We start from the raw sequence: 18,423 nt of genomic DNA, 5'->3' as shown, positions 1-18,423 counted from the left end.
GACGCTGTGTTTAGAGTGTGCCGCAAACCTTGTCCGCCAGTTCCGTCGGGAACTGCATGGACGACATGATATGTTCAATCATGCTGCGTTTACGGCCTGTGTTGGTGTTGGTGATCACCCAATACGGCGTGCCGGGAATATGCTGCGGCTTGGTATGGGTGCCGTTCTGTACCAGGGTTTGCTGATTGCCTGCAAAGTAGACGCGCGTACGACCATGCAGTGACTCGGTCGCCGCGGCAAATGCTTTGGGATCCAGATTGTATAAAGTCGACAGGATCAGCATAAAACGGTTTACCGCTTTTTTCTGCTCCGCATACTCGTCCGACAGCAGCAGCTCGCGCACGGCGCGAACGCGATCCTGCGGGCGAGACGTCTCTTTCACCACGGTTTCCTGTACGCTGGCGACAGGCGCGGGCGCAGCCGTAACAGCAGGTGCCTTCGGCGCTGCCTGACCAGCAGAAAATTTCAGCATACGACGTAAAATGTCGGAGGCGCTTTCACCAATATGCTGAGTGTGGCTGGCGATATAACGGTAGAGCTCTTCGTCGACTTCAATAGTTTTCATCTTGATCCAGTACGATTATTGCTGATAAGAGCCGGTTAGCGACCTGTTTTACCCAGGCGCGGACGGACCAGCTCTAACACGAGGATTATAAAGTTAAATCCTGCCGGGTTGTAGCGCCAGCCCCAATTGCGGACAAAAGTCGGAATATGCCGTAAAAAGATCGGGTCTGTCGCGGCGGCAGAAAATCGCTGTTTTATGATAACCTAACCCCTCGTTTCCTCCGTAAGAAGTTTGCCATGAAATTGAATTTCCGCCTGCAATCTGAACAAACGACCGTTTCTGACGCGCCCGTGGTGCTTATTCACGGCCTTTTCGGCAACCTGGATAACCTTGGGGTGCTGGCGCGCGACCTGAAAGCGGATCGCCGCATTATTCAGGTGGACGTCCGAAATCATGGCCTTTCGCCGAGGTCGGATGAAATAAGCTATGCCGCAATGGCGCGCGACGTGCTGGAAACGCTGGATGAGCTTGATGCCGACCGGTTTGATATTATAGGCCATTCCATGGGCGGGAAAATCGCCATGACGCTGGCTTCCCTTGCCCCGGAACGCGTCGGGCAGCTGGTGGTTATCGATATTGCGCCGGTGGCCTACCGGGAACGCCATCACGACGCGATTTTCGCCGCGCTGGCCGCCGTCAGCGAAGCGGGCATTACCCGCCGGAGCGAAGCCGCCGCGCTGATGCGTCAGACCATAGAGGAAGAAGGCGTCATTCAGTTTCTGCTTAAATCGTTTCAGGACGGCGAATGGCGTTTCAACGTGCCGGCGCTCTGGCTGCACTACGATCGGATTATCGGCTGGGAAACGCTGCCCGCTTGGCCACATCCCACGCTGTTTATTCGGGGCGAACATTCGCCTTATCTACAGGAAGCGTATCGTGACGCGCTGCTGGCCCAGTTCCCTGCCGCCCGCGCCCACGTGATTACCGGCGCGGGTCACTGGGCGCATGCCGAGAAACCTGATGCCGTTTTGCGCGCCATCCGCCGTTTTTTTGCCCTGTGAAAACAAATGTTTCAGTAAAAGGCTAAATAATTGTCGTCGCGACTTTCGCTGGGGTATGATGGCGCGCTAAAATTTGTCGACGGCACCGGCCGCAAACGCTAACGGCTCAATCCATCAGAACTCCAGCCTTCAGTATCACGATTCTATGGCAAAAGAAAACACGGACCGCACCACGATCGATCTGTTCGCAGACGAGCGTCGACCGGGACGACCCAAAACCAATCCACTGGCACGTGATGAGCAGTTGCGCATTAACAAACGCAACCAGCTTAAGCGTGATAAAGTGCGCGGGCTGAAGCGCGTAGAACTGAAAATGAACAGTGACGCGGTTGACGCCCTGAACCAGCTCGCCGAGCAGCGTAATATGAGCCGCAGCGAACTGATAGAAGAGATGGTCATGGCGCAGTTAGCCAGGCCTGAGCGCTAAAGCACGCGCTACGGTAAAGCACAAAGCGACAAATGCAGGCGGATTAGCCGTTTATCCCCCTGTTGCTGTCTGCTATTATTGCCCTTAACATTTTCAGGCTAGCCGCCGCATATCATTAAGTTTCAAGAGGTTATTAAACTCATGGCAATCGTAGGCATTTTCTTTGGCAGCGATACGGGCAATACGGAAAACATTGCAAAAATGATCCAGAAGCAGCTCGGTAAAGAGGTGGCTGAAGTTCATGATATCGCTAAAAGCAGCAAAGAAGACCTTGAAGCCTTTGATATTTTGCTGCTGGGCATCCCGACCTGGTACTACGGTGAAGCGCAGTGCGACTGGGATGATTTCTTCCCTACGCTGGAAGAGATCGACTTCAACGGCAAGCTGGTCGCGCTGTTTGGCTGCGGCGATCAGGAAGATTACGCGGAATATTTCTGCGACGCGATGGGCACCATTCGCGACATTATCGAGCCTAACGGCGCGGTGATCGTCGGCCACTGGCCGACAGAAGGCTATGATTTCGAGGCCTCTAAAGGCCTGGCGGACGATACCCATTTCCTTGGCCTGGCCATTGATGAAGATCGCCAGCCGGAGCTGACCAACGAACGCGTTGAAAAGTGGGTCAAACAGATTTCTGACGAGCTTCAGCTCCAGGATATTCTCGAAGCGTGATAGCATTGGCCCGCTGTACGAATCCACAGCGGGCCAATGGTTTTTCCTATAGAAGTGATAGATACATATTTGTAACTTTTACCGTCAAAACGGTAGAATAGCACTGCTCCGCCTCCGCTTCTGCGGCGCCGAAAACCAGGCAGAGCGAACTGACAACCCAGCGTAAATGGGTGCTTGCTTTTCCGGACGTAACGACTTCTTATCCTTACATCCCCTGATGGTTTTGCATCTCCGCTGTGGTTTCTTCAAGGCATCGGTTCTATAATGAGACGCTCAGCTTTTGCGTCGACCGATGCTCACGGCTTCTCAGCCACTTAGTGACCAGCAAAGTAACAGGACAATATCCGCATGACTGACAATAACACCGCATTAAAGAAGGCCGGCCTGAAAGTCACGCTTCCTCGACTGAAAATTCTGGAAGTGCTTCAGGAACCAGAGTGCCATCACGTCAGTGCGGAAGATTTGTATAAACGCCTGATCGACATGGGCGAAGAGATTGGCCTGGCGACGGTTTACCGCGTTCTGAACCAGTTTGACGATGCGGGGATCGTGACCCGTCATAACTTCGAAGGCGGCAAGTCCGTGTTTGAACTGACCCAGCAGCAGCATCACGATCACCTGATCTGCCTGGACTGCGGCAAAGTAATCGAATTCAGCGACGAGTCTATTGAATCCCGCCAGCGTGATATTGCGACGAAGCACGGTATCAAACTCAGCAACCACAGCCTCTATCTTTACGGCCACTGCGCCACCGGCGACTGCCGTGAAGACGACACGCTGCACGATAAGTAATCGATTTCAAAAAAAAACCGGCGATCGCTCGCCGGTTTTTTTTTGCCTGCGCCCCGCCTATTTCAGGCTTTCCACGCGGCTGAAGCGCTTGCCGTCGCTACTGACGGCGCGGATCAACACCTCGCCGGAAACCGACGGACGGGCGCTGTCATGATAGCGCTGCCAGCTGTTGCCACCGTCCAGCGAGTAGTCAATAGCCACGCCCGGCAGGGCGATATTGGCTGCCAGCTTGCCCGCGACAAGACGTGCGCCCGGCTGCGGCAGACGATAGTGGATCCCGGCTTTATCCATTTTCGGCAGCTCGCGCTGGCCCAGCAGGTTTGCATAACGCTGCCAGTCCTTATGCAACGCCGCCCGATCGACATGCCGCGTTTCGCCGCCTTTATACTCACGTCCGGCCTGGTAAGTCTGCTCCCAGGCGGCACGATGCCAGCCGCGCTCCGCCACGGCCAGCGCGCGTGGGAAAATCATCCATTCCATCTGCTCGTCGGTACGTACGGTTTCGCTCCAGAGCTGGGCTGAAATCCCATACACGCCCGGCCAGGGCTTATCGGATTTAGCATCAAAGAAGTTACCGTCGCGATCCACCGATGTCTCTGCATTCTGCGGCATATTGTCCGGCGCGAAGCTGAACATTTTGCGCTCGTCGTTGAAGCGGGTGCCCCAGTAATAGCCTCTTTCCAGCGGATTGACCTCATAAGGGAAATCCATATAGAGATAGTCCGGGTTGGAGACGGTGACTTCATAGCCTTTGTTAGCCCAGTCGTTAACGGTGTCAAAGCCGCCCCAGAAAAGCGTGTCCCAGAAATTAACGCCGATGCGCCTGGTCGCAAAGTCTTTAGCGCCCTTCGCATCCTTCAGGCCATCCTGCCACGCCTGCATCTTTTCAATACCGTGCGCGTTTACCCGCTCGCTGACCTTTTTGCCAAAATAGCTGGGCAGATGATCCATATCCGCGACCTTGCCCGATTTCACCAGTGCCTGACAAACCTGCGATTTCGCCCAGGGTTTATCTTCCTTGCTCAAATCGACCCTGCCCTTGCCTGCTTCGGGACTGGCCGCATCGGTATAGCCAACGCCCAGGCGGATGTTTTTCGCCTCGTCGCCGCCAAAGTGCCAGGTGGTTAACGGCGCGCCTGCCGCCTGATGCATCGCCTGAATTTCACTAATCACCTTATCAACAAAACGCATGGAGGAATCCAGGCAGGGATTCAGATAGCTGGTGCGATCGTAAAACTGTACGGAGGTGGTGTTCGAAGTATCGGTTGGATCGACCAGGCGATACTCGTTTGCCTCTTTGGTCTTACCCTCTTTCATCAGCCGGTTGTAGCGGGCTTCCATAGAAATCACCGCCGCCCTGGCATGAGCAGGCATATCGATTTCCGGGATGACTTCGATGCCGCGCGCTTTGGCATAGCGCAGGATAGCAATGTAGTCGTCGCGGGTCAGATAGCCATTGCCCTGCGCGTCGGCGAAAGGCCCGGATCCCAGCTGCGGCAGCAGACAGCGCTGCTCCGTCAGATCGTGGCAGCGTCTGGCACCAATATCAGTCAGCTCCGGCAGGCCGGGGATCTCAATACGCCAGCCTTCATCATCGCTCAGATGAAAATGGAATTTATTGAGTTTAACCGCCGCCATCTGATCCAGCAGGCGCAGCACCGCCTCTTTGCTGTGGAAGTTACGGCCGATATCGAGAAAAATACCGCGATAGGCCATGCGGGGCGCATCGGTGACGTCCAGGGTAGCGATCTTTTGTTCGCCGCTGGCCGGCAGCAGCGACAGGATGGACATCATGCCGTAGTAGATGCCCGCCTCGTCAAAACCTTCTACCTGCGCTTCCTGCGCGCGGACGCTCAGCCTGTAGGCGCCGGAAACCGCCTCGTTGCCCGTGAAAGCGGCGGGTGCAAGCCTGCTTTTAATCACGTAGCCCTGCCCATTTTCTGCCAGACCCAGCAGCGCAAAACGATCCCTTACCGCTTCTGCAGAATCGGCGTTAAGCCCGGTCAGCTCGAATTGCACGCCCCGGCTTAAATCGGCATCTTCTGCATGAAGGGTAGTATGCAGCGGCGTCGGCAGGATCTGTCCGCGCAGCGCTTCGCCAGCGAGCTGCGCCGTATCACTGTTTTTTTCAAAGCGGCTGACAGGCGTCATCAACACGTTGCGATCGTCGGCCGTCCGCTTCCAGTAGTTATCCATTGGCGAGACAAACGAGGTCAGATCTTCCGTATCGGTGCTGGCAATGATTTTAGGCTGGGCGTTTTCAGAAGTAACGTACCAGCGCGGCATCACGTCCGTGATAAACAGCTGCCAGTATTCGTTAACAATGGGAATATCCACCGATTCACCGGCGGCGAAACCCTTGAATTTTTCGGTTGGCTCCAGCCGCGTCAGATCGCCTACCACGTGCACCATGCGGAACTGGTCGTTGTCCACCCGCAGCGTCTGACGAATATTGGGCAGCCAGATAACCCAGTCTTTACTGGTTAGCGCTTCGCCGGGGTTAGTTAAGGTAATCGTTGCCCGATTGCAGGAGGCCCAGTCGGCCCCCAGCGCGGCACAATCAACGCCGTGCAGCGCGGCATGGTTATCGTTAACGGTATACTTTACGCCAAACTGGCTGATTTGATCGACGACGCGTTGATCCGCAACGGCGCTGCCGCTGGCCATCGCCATCATCAGCGCTGTCGCCACCAGTGTTAATCTCACTTTTTTCATCTCTTTCCTCATCCGCTAGTTAAATTTTTTGCCGTTAGCGGAAAAGCGCTTATTCCCCGTCTGATGCGCTTTTGCCGCGGCCGGGTCTGGCAGCATGGGGCATCAGAACACGGTGAAAGGCGCGATCACGGTCAGCCTCACGTCCTTCTCATCCTGGAACATATTGCCGTAGCCGTTGCTGAAGCTCGGGATATCAGAGTGGTTTTTGTAACGGGTATAGTGCAGGTTGACCTGCGTATCTTTGGCGCGACCATGCTGTACCGTGTAGCGCAGATCCATATTCCAGGCGGATTCGCGGCGGCGCATGCTTTGATCGTAAATCGGATCCGTGGACGGACGGGCATCCCAGCCGTAAGCGTAAGAAGTACCTACCGCCCAGCCCGGCATTTGCCAGCCTTTCAGGTCATACATCACTCCTCCATACAGCGCCTTCTGCCCGTTGGCGTTAAAGTCGCTGCGGGAATCCCACCAGACGTCGTTACGTCCGTTGGAGGTCGCCCCTACCGGCGTCATGCGCGCCAGAAAAAAGCCCTGGTTGCCATGGGCTTTTACCATGGTGCCCTCAACGCGAAAATCGAACGGGCCGGTTTTGTAGTTCAGCGTCACGGCCTGTAGCCAGGCCAGGCCATCATAAACATTATTGATATTGTTTACGCCGCCCTGTTCCTTATTACGCGCGCCGTAAAATTGCCAGCTGGTATGCAGATCGTTGCCGGCAACAGGAAACGCCCACGACACTTTGCTAAAATACTGCTCCATATAATTTTCGGCCTGGCCCAGCGCCCCTTCCAGCACCAGTTTGTTTTTAAAATCGTACTTTATGCCGATGGAATGAAGATATTTTATTTCAGTTTTTAAATCGGGTTTACGAAAATTATACATTTTACGATACCAGGGCGCTTTATATTCATCCGTCCACATATAGGAGAGGGAAAGCGCGCCGGCATCGTCAAAATCATAAACCGAGCCGGCTTCAAATCCGCGATAGGTGCCGGGTACAAACCCCCATTGCGGCGCGATTAATGTTTGTCCCTGCGGCTGAATATAACCGGCTCTTAACCAATAATTATCATGCTTCAGCTTAATAGCGGCTTTATAAAAGGAAGCACCGTCGGCGTCGCCATCAAATCTTTCGTCCCAGCGGCTTTTTGCGTTGCTGAAAGCAATTTCATTCGGCGCGGCAGGCCCGGTTCCCGCCAGCTGTAGCGAACCATTCACGCCCAGCTCTATACCAATAAAATCGGCCGCATAGCCTGAAGAGAAATCGAGGCTGCCGTTAAAAGTTGAATGGTGAAGATTTTCTGTGTACTGGCCATACTTATTATGAACCGGATCCATCTCTTTTCTGTCGCGTTGCCGCTGCCAGTAATAAATACCGCCCGTCAGCGTCGAGTCATCAATAAACCCGGCGGCGGAAGCAGCAGGAACATAAAAGTTTCCGGCAAGAGCAGATCCGCAGGCGACAGCCATCGCCAGCGCTTTTCGCGCTAAATTAACAGAGTGCATTGAGAAATCCTTCTCGAAAGAAATATAAACAATAAATAAATAATCGTAAAATATAAAAAAATAACAAACAGTAATTAACCGACTGCGCGCTGATTATATTTACTGGTGAGGCAGCTGGCAATTAATAACAATTATTGTCGTTGTAAACTATGATGCAAAACAGGTTGTATTATATTTGTTTTTTAGCCGTTAAGCAGATTAATATATTATCCAAAAAAAAAGCAGCCTGAAGGCTGCTTTTTTATTAAATTATGACTTATTCACCGCTTTTAGCCCAGGTATCGCGCAGGCCTACCGTGCGGTTAAACACCAGATGGCTGCTGCTGGAGTAAACGCTGTCCGCGCAGAAATAGCCTTCACGCTCAAACTGGAACGGACTGGACGCTTCGGCAGCCTTCAGGCCAGGCTCGACAAAGCCCTGACGGATAACCAGCGAGTCCGGGTTGATCGTGGTCAGGAAATCCTCGGCGCCGCCAGGATTCGGCACGCTGAACAGACGATCGTAAAGACGAAACTCGGCCGGCAGCGCATGCTCGGCGGATACCCAATGGATAACGCCTTTCACCTTACGGCCGTCAGCCGGATCTTTACTCAGCGTATCGACGTCGCAGGTGCAGAACAGGCAGGTGATGTTGCCTGCTTCATCTTTAGCCACGCGCTCGGCTTTGATAACGTAAGCGTTACGCAGACGAACTTCTTTACCCAGCACCAGACGCTTGTAGTGCTTATTGGCTTCCTCACGGAAATCCGCACGATCGATATAAATCTCACGGCTGAACGGCACTTCACGCGTTCCCATCTCCGGCTTGTTCGGATGGTTCGGCATGGTGATGATTTCTTCATAGTTGGCCGGCAGATTCTCGATCACCAGCTTAACCGGATCGAGAACGGCCATAGCACGCGGCGCGTTTTCATTGAGATCGTCGCGGATACAGGATTCCAGCGAGGCCATCTCAACAATGTTGTCCTGCTTGGTGATACCAATGCGACGGCAGAACTCGCGGATCGAGGCGGCCGAATAGCCGCGACGACGCAAACCGGAAACGGTCAGCATGCGCGGATCGTCCCAGCCTTCCACGATTTTTTCGGTTACCAGCAGGTTCAGCTTGCGCTTGGACATGATGGCGTATTCAAGATTCAGGCGCGAAAACTCGTACTGGCGCGGATGCGTCGGGATGGTGATATTGTCCAGCACCCAATCGTACAGGCGACGGTTGTCCTGGAATTCCAGCGTACAAAGCGAATGCGTAATGCCTTCCAGCGCGTCGGAAATGCAGTGGGTAAAGTCATACATCGGGTAGATGCACCACTTGTTGCCGGTCTGATGATGTTCGGCAAACTTAATGCGATAAAGCACCGGATCGCGCATGACGATAAAGTTAGAGGCCATATCGATTTTGGCACGCAGGCAGGCGCTGCCCTCGGCGAATTCGCCGTTGCGCATTTTCTCAAACAGCGCCAGGTTCTCTTCTACGCTGCGATCGCGGTACGGGCTGTTTTTACCCGGCGAGGTCAGGGTGCCGCGATACTCACGGATCTGCTCCGGCGACAGCTCGTCTACATAGGCCAGGCCTTTATTAATCAACTCAACGGCATAGTGATGCAGCTGGTCAAAATAGTCAGAGGAATAACGGACCTTGCCGCTCCATTCGAAGCCCAGCCACTGTACGTCACGCTTGATTGATTCGACATACTCCAGGTCTTCTTTGACCGGGTTAGTATCGTCGAAACGCAAATTACACTCGCCCTGGTAATCCTGAGCGATGCCAAAGTTCAGGCAGATTGATTTGGCGTGACCAATGTGCAGATAGCCGTTCGGCTCCGGCGGGAAGCGAGTATGCACGCTGGTGTGCTTACCGTTCGCCAGATCTTCGTCGATGATCTGACGAATAAAGTTAGTTGGGCGGGCTTCAGCCTCACTCATCTTAATATCCTCTGGAATACTTTAGTGCGTGAAATAACGGAGTATGATCCACAAAGCCGTTCAGGGAAACAACCGTTTGTTAGCGTATCGCATAAAAAAGGGCGGGAATTGCTTCCCGCCCTCGTTTTTTTACCGCTGCCGTCAGCCGGTAATTTCGCAAAGTGGACTTTCGCCCGCAATGACGGTATCGCCCGCAACCAGCCTGATACCGCTAAAATCTTCAATATTGGTGACCACGACCGGACTGATCATCGATTTCGCATGGCTGTTAAGCCAGGCCAGATCCATCTCCAGAATTGGTTCACCCGCTTTAACCTGCGCGCCCTCTTCTACCAGCCGCGTAAAGCCCTTTCCTTCCAGCGCGACGGTGTCGATGCCCATATGCACCACCACTTCCAGGCCTTTTTCCGTTTCCAGACAGAAAGCATGGTTGGTGTTGAAGATTTTCAGGATGGTGCCGCTGGCAGGCGAAACCACCGTACTGCCGGTTGGCCTGATGGCTACGCCCTCGCCGACCGCCTTGCTGGCGAAAGCCTCATCCGGCACCTGCTCCAACGCCACAACTTCTCCGCTTACCGGCGCCAGCAGCGTTTCAAGCACGCCCTTTGCAGCTGCAGGCGGCGTGGTTGGCGCGACGGTCGCGGCGACGGTGCTGACCGCAACTGGCGCAACCGGCCCTTTGGCAATGATTTTTTTCATCGTCTCCGCCACGGATTCCGCTTTGGCACCGATAATAACCTGAATGGTTTGCTTGTTCAGCTTCACCACGCCCGAAGCGCCCAGACGCTTACAGGCCGCATCGTTTACCTGCGCGGCATCTTTTACGGAAAGACGCAGGCGGGTAATACAGGCATCAATAACGTTCAGGTTTTCCGACCCGCCGACGGCGGCAATATAGTGGCGGGAAAGCTGTTCCAGCCCCTCTTCCGTGTTGCTGTTAGCCTCTTCCTCCGGCTGCACGGTCGCATCCTCACGGCCCGGCGTTTTCAGATTCATCATGCGGATAACCGCGCTGAACAGCGCAAAGTAAACCACAAATGCGATAGCGCCCATCACCAGCAGCACCCAGACATTGCTGCTGGCCGCCGGCAGGTTATACATCAGCACATAGTCGATTGCGCCCGCAGAGAAAGAGAAACCGGCATGGATACCCAGCGCCGTCGCTATATAAAGGCTAATGCCCGTCAGGATGGCGTGGATCAGATAAAGCATCGGCGCCAGGAACATAAACAGGAATTCCAGCGGCTCCGTCACGCCGGTCAGGAAAGCGGTAACCGCCACCGAAAGCAGCATACCGCCAACCATAGGACGACGCGCTTTCGGCGCGGCCATATACATGGCCAGCGCAGCGCCGGGCAGGCCAAACATCATGATTGGGAAGAAGCCGGACATAAACATGCCCGCCGTGCCGTCGCCCGCATAGAAACGGTTGATATCGCCATGGAAAACGGCGCCAGCGGCGTTGGTGAAATCGCCGATCTGGAACCAGGCGATGGTATTCAGTACCTGATGTAAACCCGTTGGGATCAGCAGGCGGTTAACGAAACCGAAGACGCCTGCGCCAAACGCGCCAGCCGAGACAATCCACTCGCCGCCCGCATGAATGGCGTTTTGCACTGGCGGCCAGACGTAGCCAAACACAGCGGCCAGGATCAGACAGAAGAAGCCGGTTGCGATAGGAACGAAACGCTTGCCGCCGAAAAAGCTGAGAAAATCGGGCAGCTTGATATCCGCCCAGCGGTTATAGGTGGCGCCCGCTACCAGGCCAGTCACGATCCCCGCCAGCACGCCCATATTGATCGCCGGATTAATGGTGATCATCGCTTTGGTCAGAATAAAGTAGCCCACGGCGCCTGCCAGCGCGGCGGCGCCTGCGTTATCTTTAGACCATGTAGAAGCCACCCCGATAGCAAAGATTAATGCCAGATTGTCAAAGATCGCCCCGCCAGCCTGCGCGATAAACGGCATATTCAACAGATCGGGCTGACCAAAGCGCAACATCAGCGCCGCCACTGGTAATACGGCTATCGGTAGCTGTAAAGAGCGCCCCAGCCTTTGAAAGAACCCTAAAATATTCACTATTCCCCCTATGAGAGCCGCCAGGCGCCCGTTGTGCAGTTTTTATTGAGCGGACTGCTCTGAATGCCACCAATCATTAGTCGACGCAGTGTAAGGAAAAATTAATTCGCTGCGCAAATTAAAACCATAGCATTTGTGATATTTATCACCAAAGAAGCTATTTTAACGCGGTTTATGCTGGCGAACCCCGCCCACTTATTTTATGATGAAAAAAATGATCGTGGTGCTGTTTCGCGCCCGTTACTGATTATGCAGATTACGCTTACTACAGTGAAACCGGTGTAAAATATTTCCTTAAATTGCTTATAACGAGGTAAAAAAATGAGATTGATCCCTCTTGCGACGCCAAACCAGGTCGGTAAATGGGCCGCCCGCCATATTGTAAACCGTATCAACGCGTTTCAACCTACCGCAGAGCGTCCGTTTGTGCTGGGTTTACCCACGGGCGGCACGCCGCTGGAAGCCTATCGTCATCTCATTGAAATGCATAAAGCGGGCCAGGTCAGCTTTAAACACGTCGTTACGTTCAATATGGACGAATATGTCGGCCTGCCGAAAGAGCATCCGGAAAGCTATCACAGCTTTATGTACCGCAACTTTTTCAATCACGTTGATATTCAAAGTGAAAATATCAATCTTCTTAATGGCAACGCGCCTGATATTGACGCAGAATGTCGCCAGTATGAAGAGAAAATCCGCGCTTACGGTAAAATTCACCTGTTTATGGGCGGCGTAGGTAACGACGGGCATATCGCTTTTAATGAACCCGCTTCATCGCTGGCTTCCCGTACCCGTATCAAGACGCTGACGCACGATACGCGCCTGGCGAATTCCCGCTTTTTTGACGGCGACGTCAGCCAGGTACCGAAATATGCGCTGACCGTTGGCGTGGGCACGCTGCTGGACGCGGAGGAAGTGATGATTCTGGTGACGGGACACCTTAAAGCGCAGGCGCTGCAGGCTGCCGTCGAAGGCAACGTTAATCATATGTGGACCATCAGCTGCCTGCAGCTGCATGCCAAATCGATCGTGGTTTGCGACGAGCCCGCGACGATGGAACTGAAAGTGAAAACGGTTAAATATTTCCGCGAAATGGAAGCGGAAAATATGGAAAATCTGTAACTCATCTGCACAAGGCTATCGGCGCTGGCCGGGAGAAAATTATGTATGCTTTAACCCATGGCCGTATCTTTACCGGCTACGAAGTACTGGATAATCACGCCGTCGTCATCGCCAACGGCCTGATTGACCGTGTTTGCAGGCTGGAAGAGCTGCCTGCGGATATCACCCGGCGTGATGTAAACGGCGCGCTGATTGCTCCCGGCTTTATCGATTTGCAGCTTAACGGCTGCGGCGGCGTGCAGTTTAATGATGATATCGCCGCTATCAGCGTTGAAACGCTGGCGATTATGCAAAAAGCTAACGAGAAGTCGGGCTGTACCAGCTTCCTGCCGACGCTGATCACCAGCAGCGACGAGCTGATGAAACGCGCGGTGGAAGTGATGCGCGCTTACCTGGCGCAAAACGCTAACCAGGCGCTCGGCCTGCATCTGGAAGGCCCCTGGCTGAATCCACTCAAAAAAGGCACGCATAATCCGGCGCTGATCCGTCCCCCGGAAAAAGCGATGGTCGATTATCTGTGTGAAAACAGCGATGTGATTGCCAAAATCACCCTGGCACCGGAACAGGTTGATTCTGCCGTGATCCGCCAGCTGCATCAGGCGGGCATCGTGGTTTCCGCTGGCCATTCCTATGCCACCAGCGAAGAGGCGCGCCAGGGTATTGCCGCCGGCATCAGTTTCGCCACCCATCTGTATAATGCTATGCCGCCGTTGACCGGCCGTGAGCCAGGCTTAATCGGTACGCTTTTTGACTCGCCCAACGTCTACTGCGGCATCATCGCCGACGGTTTACACGTCAACTACGTTAATATTCGTAATGCAAAACGCCTCAAAGGCGACAGGCTAATCCTGGTCACCGATGCCACCGCGCCGGCGGGCGCGCAGATTGACCAGTTCATTTTTGCAGGAAAAACAATATACTATCGGGATGGACTCTGCGTTGACGAAAACGGCACGCTCAGCGGCTCTGCGCTGACCATGATTGAAGCTGTCGCGAACAGCGTCGAACATGTCGGCATTGCGCTGGATGAGGCGATCAGGATGGCAACGCTGTACCCAGCCCGCGCTATGGGTGTGGAGGATAAGTTAGGTTCCGTCGAAGCCGGAAAAGTCGCGAACCTGACGGTGTTCACCCGTGACTATCAAATAATCCAGACTGTCGTTAATGGTGACGAAGTCTTAAGCGAGTAGAAACTGAATGACCACTGGCGGCCAGGCTCAAATAGGAAATGTCGATCTTGTTAAGCAACTCAATAGCGCGGCCGTTTACCGGCTTATCGATCGGCAAGGCCCTATATCGCGCATTCAGATTGCCGAACATAGCCAGCTAGCACCCGCCAGCGTCACCAAAATCACTCGCCAGATGATAGAGCGCGGCCTGATCAAAGAAGTGGATCAGCAGGCCTCTACCGGCGGCCGCCGCGCTATCTCTATCGTCACCGAAACCCGCGGCTTCAATACTATCGGCATCCGTCTGGGCCGCAATGACGCCACGCTTACCCTGTTCGATCTGAGTGGAAAAGTGCTGGCGCAGGAGGACTACGCGCTGCCGGAACGCACCCAGGAAACGCTGGAACATGCGCTGTTCAACGCTATCGCCAGTTTCTGCGAGCAGTATCAGCGCAAGCTGCGCGAGCTGATCGCCATCGCCGTTATCCTCCCCGGTCTGGTCGATCCTAATAACGGCGTTATCCGCTATATGCCGCATATCGCGGTTCATCACTGGCCGCTGGTCGCCAATCTGCAAAAGCGTTTCAACGTCACCAGCTTTGTGGGTCACGATATCCGTAGCCTGGCGCTTGCCGAGCACTATTTTGGTGCGTCTCGCGACTGTGCTGACTCGATTCTGGTGCGAGTCCATCGCGGGACGGGCGCAGGCATCATTACCAATGGTCATATCTTTTTAGGCAGTAACGGCAACGTGGGCGAACTGGGCCATATCCAGGTCGATCCTTTGGGCGAGCGCTGCCACTGCGGTAATTTCGGCTGTCTGGAAACCCTGGCGGCCAACAGCGCGATAGAAAATCGCGTCCGTCATCTGCTTACCCAGGGTTATCCAAGCACGCTGACGCTGGATGACTGTCTGATGCCGAAAATTTGCAAGGCCGCCAACCGCGGCGACGCGCTGGCAGCCGAAGTGATAGAATCCGTCGGACGCCACTTAGGCAAGGCGATCGCTATCGCCATTAATCTGTTCAACCCGCAAAAAGTGGTGATTGCGGGCGAGATCACTGAAGCAGATAAAATCCTGCTGCCCGCTATTGAAGGCTGTATCAACACTCAGGCGCTGAAAGCTTTCCGCCAAAATTTACCGGTGGTGCGTTCTGAGCTCGATCATCGTTCTGCCATAGGCGCTTTCGCGCTGGCAAAGCGTGCCATGCTTAACGGCATCCTGTTACAACATTTAATGGAAAGTTGATGAGCGCTCTAACCCTGAACGACAGCGAAAAAATAGCTATCAAAAACGTCATCTGCGATATCGACGGCGTTTTGATGCACGATAATACCGCCGTACCCGGCGCTAACGATTTCCTGCAGCGCATCCTGGCTAAAGGGATGCCGCTGGTGGTGCTGACCAACTACCCTTCGCAAACCGCGCTGGATCTGGCTAACCGCTTCTCTTCGGCGGGCATCGATCTGCCGGAAAGCGTGTTTTATACCTCAGCGATGGCTACCGCCGATTTTTTACGCCGTCAGGAAGGCAAGAAAGCCTATGTGGTTGGCGAAGGGGCGCTGGTGCATGAGCTTTATAAAGCCGGTTTTACCATTACCGACATCAATCCCGATTTTGTTATCGTGGGCGAAACGCGCTCGTTTAACTGGGATATGATGCATAAGGCCGCCTATTTCGTGGCGAACGGCGCGCGCTTTATCGCAACTAACCCCGATACGCACGCCCGTGGCTTTGTACCGGCGTGTGGCGCGCTGTGCGCGGGTATTGAAAAAATATCCGGCCGGACGCCTTTTTACGTGGGTAAACCCAGCCCGTGGATTATGCGCGCGGCGCTGAACAAGATGCAGGCGCACTCCGAAGAGACGGTGATCGTCGGCGATAATCTGCGTACCGATATTCTGGCTGGTTTCCAGGCCGGTCTGGAAACTATTCTGGTGCTGTCCGGCGTTTCCACCCTGAGCGATATTGACGCCATGCCTTTCCGACCCAGCTGGGTATTCCCGTCGGTCGCGGACATCGACATTCTCTGAATCGCCAGCCCGGCCCGGCCAACGCGCCGGGCTTTTTTATCCGCCTCGACTGCCTGTTTTTTGACCGTTTTTTGATGTTTATTATCGATTCCACAAAAAATAGCGCTATATATTGAATAATCATCAAACTTAAGCGCGATGCAACAGGCCATTTATCAGAAAACAGCTAAAAGGCTTGCACACTCTCTCAATCTGGCGCATTTTCTTATCTATCGGGCGAAGAAGTCGCCGTTAACTATGCCTTTTTTCATCAATATCACCGTTGCGGTTTGTCGTTAGGGAGTTAGCTATGTGTTCTATTTTTGGCGTGTTGGATCTCAAAAGCGATCCGGTTGAACTGCGTAAGAAAGCGCTGGAGCTTTCTCGTCTTATGCGTCATCGCGGCCCGGACTGGTCAGGCGTTTATGCAGGTGACAACGCGATTCTGGCCCACGAGCGTCTCTCTATTGTGGACGTCAACAACGGCGCGCAGCCTCTCTACAACGCAGCCCACACCCACGTGCTGGCGGTAAACGGTGAGATCTATAACCATCAGGCGCTGCGTGCAGAGCTGAGTGACCGCTACGAGTTTCAGACCGAATCAGATTGTGAAGTTATTCTTGCGCTTTATCAGGAAAAAGGCGTCGATTTTCTGGACGACCTGCAGGGCATGTTCGCCTTTATCCTCTATGACAGCGTAAAAAACACTTACCTGGTTGGCCGCGATCATATCGGCATCATTCCGCTGTATATGGGTAACGACGAACACGGCAACCTGTTTGTTGCTTCAGAAATGAAGGCGCTGGTGCCGGTCTGTAAATCAATTAAAGAATTCCCACCGGGAAGCTACCTTTCCAGCACCGATGGCGAGATCCGCCGCTACTGGCAGCGCGACTGGTTCAGCTATGAGGCGGTAGAGCACAACAAAACTGACGCGACGGCGCTGAAAGATGCGCTGGAAGAGGCCGTGAAAAGCCATCTGATGTCCGATGTGCCTTATGGCGTGCTGCTTTCCGGCGGCCTGGACTCCTCTATTATTTCCGCCGTGACCAAAAAATTCGCGGCCAAGCGTATCGAAGATCAGGACAAGAGCGAAGCCTGGTGGCCACAGCTGCACTCTTTCGCGGTAGGTCTGGAAGGATCGCCGGATCTGAAAGCGGCGAAATCCGTCGCCGACCATCTGGGTACGGTGCACCATGAGATCCACTTTACCGTGCAGGAAGGCCTGGATGCGATCCGCGACGTTATCTATCACATCGAAACTTATGATGTGACTACTATTCGCGCCTCCACGCCGATGTATCTGATGTCGCGTAAAATTAAAGCGATGGGCATTAAGATGGTGCTGTCCGGCGAAGGCGCCGATGAAGTCTTTGGCGGCTATCTTTATTTCCATAAGGCCCCCAACGCTAAAGAGTTTCACGAAGAGAACGTGCGTAAGCTGCTGGCGCTGCATATGTTCGACTGCGCTCGCGCCAACAAGGCGATGTCGGCATGGGGCGTGGAGGCACGCGTGCCTTTCCTGGATAAAAAATTCCTCGACGTGGCGATGCGCATTAACCCGGCGGACAAAATGTGCGGCACCAACGGCAAAATGGAAAAGCATATCCTGCGTGAATGCTTCTCTTCTTATCTGCCGGAAAGCGTGGCGTGGCGTCAAAAAGAGCAGTTCTCCGACGGCGTAGGCTACAGCTGGATTGATACGCTGAAAGAAGTCGCGGCGAAACAGGTCAGCGACCAGCAACTGCAAACGGCGCATTTCCGCTTTCCGTACAACACGCCGACCTCAAAAGAAGGCTATCTGTATCGGGAAATTTTTGAAGAGCTGTTTCCGGTTCCCAGCGCGGCTGAATGCGTGCCGGGCGGTCCATCCGTCGCCTGTTCTTCGGCAAAAGCGATTGAATGGGACGAAGCGTTCAAAACCATGGACGATCCTTCCGGTCGTGCGGTAGGCGTTCATCAGTCCGCCTATAAATAACTTACGGCTTTTATTCACAAATCGGGCCGCCAGCGGCCCGTAATTGTTTAAAAAAACGCTGGCTTTGCTGAATTAGTCGCCATACTGGTTATAAGCCAGACAAACGAATCATTTCAGCGAAAAAACGGGAAAAAACTTGTTGACGCTTTCAGGCCAACTTAGCATAATGCGCCCCGCAACGCCGATGAAGGTAACGCGAAAAAAGATGGCTACTTAGCTCAGCTGGTTAGAGCACAGCACTCATAATGCTGGGGTCACAGGTTCGATTCCCGTAGTAGCCACCATCTTTTTTTTTAGCGGGAGTGGCGAAATTGGTAGACGCACCAGATTTAGGTTCTGGCGCCGCAAGGTGTGCGAGTTCAAGTCTCGCCTCCCGCACCATTTCGAAGCATTGCACGGATGGGGTATCGCCAAGCGGTAAGGCACCGGTTTTTGATACCGGCATTCCCTGGTTCGAATC

At 53.9% G+C, this 18,423-nt stretch carries 14 protein-coding genes and 2 tRNA genes; 11 read left to right on the top strand and 5 right to left on the bottom strand.

From position 1 onward, the window contains the following. Positions 1-10: 10 nt before the first annotated feature. A complete protein-coding gene (gene seqA, locus QCD69_RS18985) occupies positions 11-565 on the bottom strand; it encodes a replication initiation negative regulator SeqA (RefSeq protein WP_253454895.1) in 555 nt (184 codons plus the stop codon). A 236-nt stretch (positions 566-801) separates the two neighbouring features. Here seqA and ybfF point away from each other — a divergent pair, with 236 nt between their 5' ends. The 4 genes from ybfF (at position 802) to fur (ending at position 3,457) form a co-directional block, all read left to right on the top strand. Then, complete coding sequence (gene ybfF, locus QCD69_RS18980) at positions 802-1,566, top strand: esterase (protein WP_301253155.1); 765 nt, start codon at positions 802-804, stop codon at positions 1,564-1,566. 145 nt (positions 1,567-1,711) lie between these two features. Next, positions 1,712-1,993, top strand: coding sequence for a LexA regulated protein (ybfE, locus tag QCD69_RS18975; RefSeq protein WP_125288637.1), 282 nt, complete (start codon positions 1,712-1,714; stop codon positions 1,991-1,993). 141 nt (positions 1,994-2,134) lie between these two features. Continuing rightward, a complete protein-coding gene (fldA, locus tag QCD69_RS18970; protein ID WP_125288585.1) occupies positions 2,135-2,665 on the top strand; it encodes a flavodoxin FldA in 531 nt (176 codons plus the stop codon). 348 nt (positions 2,666-3,013) lie between these two features. Beyond that, entirely contained in the window at positions 3,014-3,457 is a 444-nt protein-coding gene (gene fur, locus QCD69_RS18965; protein ID WP_253454897.1) for a ferric iron uptake transcriptional regulator, read from the top strand. 57 nt (positions 3,458-3,514) lie between these two features. Here fur and QCD69_RS18960 read toward each other — a convergent pair whose 3' ends face one another. The 4 genes from QCD69_RS18960 to nagE form a co-directional block, all read right to left on the bottom strand. Further along, complete coding sequence (locus QCD69_RS18960) at positions 3,515-6,172, bottom strand: beta-N-acetylhexosaminidase (protein ID WP_301253153.1); 2,658 nt, start codon at positions 6,170-6,172, stop codon at positions 3,515-3,517. Between the two features lie 102 nt (positions 6,173-6,274). Next, positions 6,275-7,678, bottom strand: a complete 1,404-nt coding sequence (chiP, locus tag QCD69_RS18955) for a chitoporin ChiP (protein WP_441004988.1) — start codon at positions 7,676-7,678, stop codon at positions 6,275-6,277. Positions 7,679-7,934: 256 nt separating this feature from the next. Next, positions 7,935-9,602: a glutamine--tRNA ligase gene (gene glnS / locus QCD69_RS18950; RefSeq protein ID WP_253454899.1), complete on the bottom strand. Its 1,668-nt coding sequence runs from the start codon at positions 9,600-9,602 to the stop codon at positions 7,935-7,937. 141 nt (positions 9,603-9,743) lie between these two features. Further along, complete coding sequence (nagE, locus tag QCD69_RS18945) at positions 9,744-11,681, bottom strand: PTS N-acetyl glucosamine transporter subunit IIABC (protein WP_301253151.1); 1,938 nt, start codon at positions 11,679-11,681, stop codon at positions 9,744-9,746. Between the two features lie 321 nt (positions 11,682-12,002). Here nagE and nagB point away from each other — a divergent pair, with 321 nt between their 5' ends. The 7 genes from nagB (at position 12,003) to QCD69_RS18910 (ending at position 18,344) form a co-directional block, all read left to right on the top strand. Further along, a complete protein-coding gene (nagB, locus tag QCD69_RS18940; RefSeq protein ID WP_125288579.1) occupies positions 12,003-12,803 on the top strand; it encodes a glucosamine-6-phosphate deaminase in 801 nt (266 codons plus the stop codon). A gap of 41 nt (positions 12,804-12,844) precedes the next feature. Further along, the gene (nagA, locus tag QCD69_RS18935; RefSeq protein WP_253454903.1) at positions 12,845-13,993 is read left to right on the top strand and encodes an N-acetylglucosamine-6-phosphate deacetylase; all 1,149 of its coding nucleotides are present in this window, start codon (positions 12,845-12,847) and stop codon (positions 13,991-13,993) included. A gap of 7 nt (positions 13,994-14,000) precedes the next feature. After that, positions 14,001-15,221, top strand: a complete 1,221-nt coding sequence (gene nagC / locus QCD69_RS18930; protein ID WP_253454904.1) for a DNA-binding transcriptional regulator NagC — start codon at positions 14,001-14,003, stop codon at positions 15,219-15,221. A gap of 32 nt (positions 15,222-15,253) precedes the next feature. After that, positions 15,254-16,006: an HAD-IIA family hydrolase gene (locus QCD69_RS18925; RefSeq protein WP_253461076.1), complete on the top strand. Its 753-nt coding sequence runs from the start codon at positions 15,254-15,256 to the stop codon at positions 16,004-16,006. A gap of 289 nt (positions 16,007-16,295) precedes the next feature. After that, positions 16,296-17,963, top strand: coding sequence for an asparagine synthase B (asnB, locus tag QCD69_RS18920; RefSeq protein WP_253454905.1), 1,668 nt, complete (start codon positions 16,296-16,298; stop codon positions 17,961-17,963). Positions 17,964-18,170: 207 nt separating this feature from the next. Beyond that, positions 18,171-18,247, top strand: a tRNA-Met gene (locus tag QCD69_RS18915). A gap of 12 nt (positions 18,248-18,259) precedes the next feature. Beyond that, positions 18,260-18,344, top strand: a tRNA-Leu gene (locus QCD69_RS18910). The last annotated feature ends 79 nt before the right edge of the window (positions 18,345-18,423 follow it).

Origin of the sequence: Erwinia sp. PsM31 (assembly GCF_030433775.1) — a bacterium.
GTDB lineage: Bacteria > Pseudomonadota > Gammaproteobacteria > Enterobacterales > Enterobacteriaceae > Erwinia > Erwinia aeris.
The sequence above is the reverse complement of the archived record's forward strand: the minus strand, read 5'-3'. Positions and strand labels throughout refer to the sequence as shown.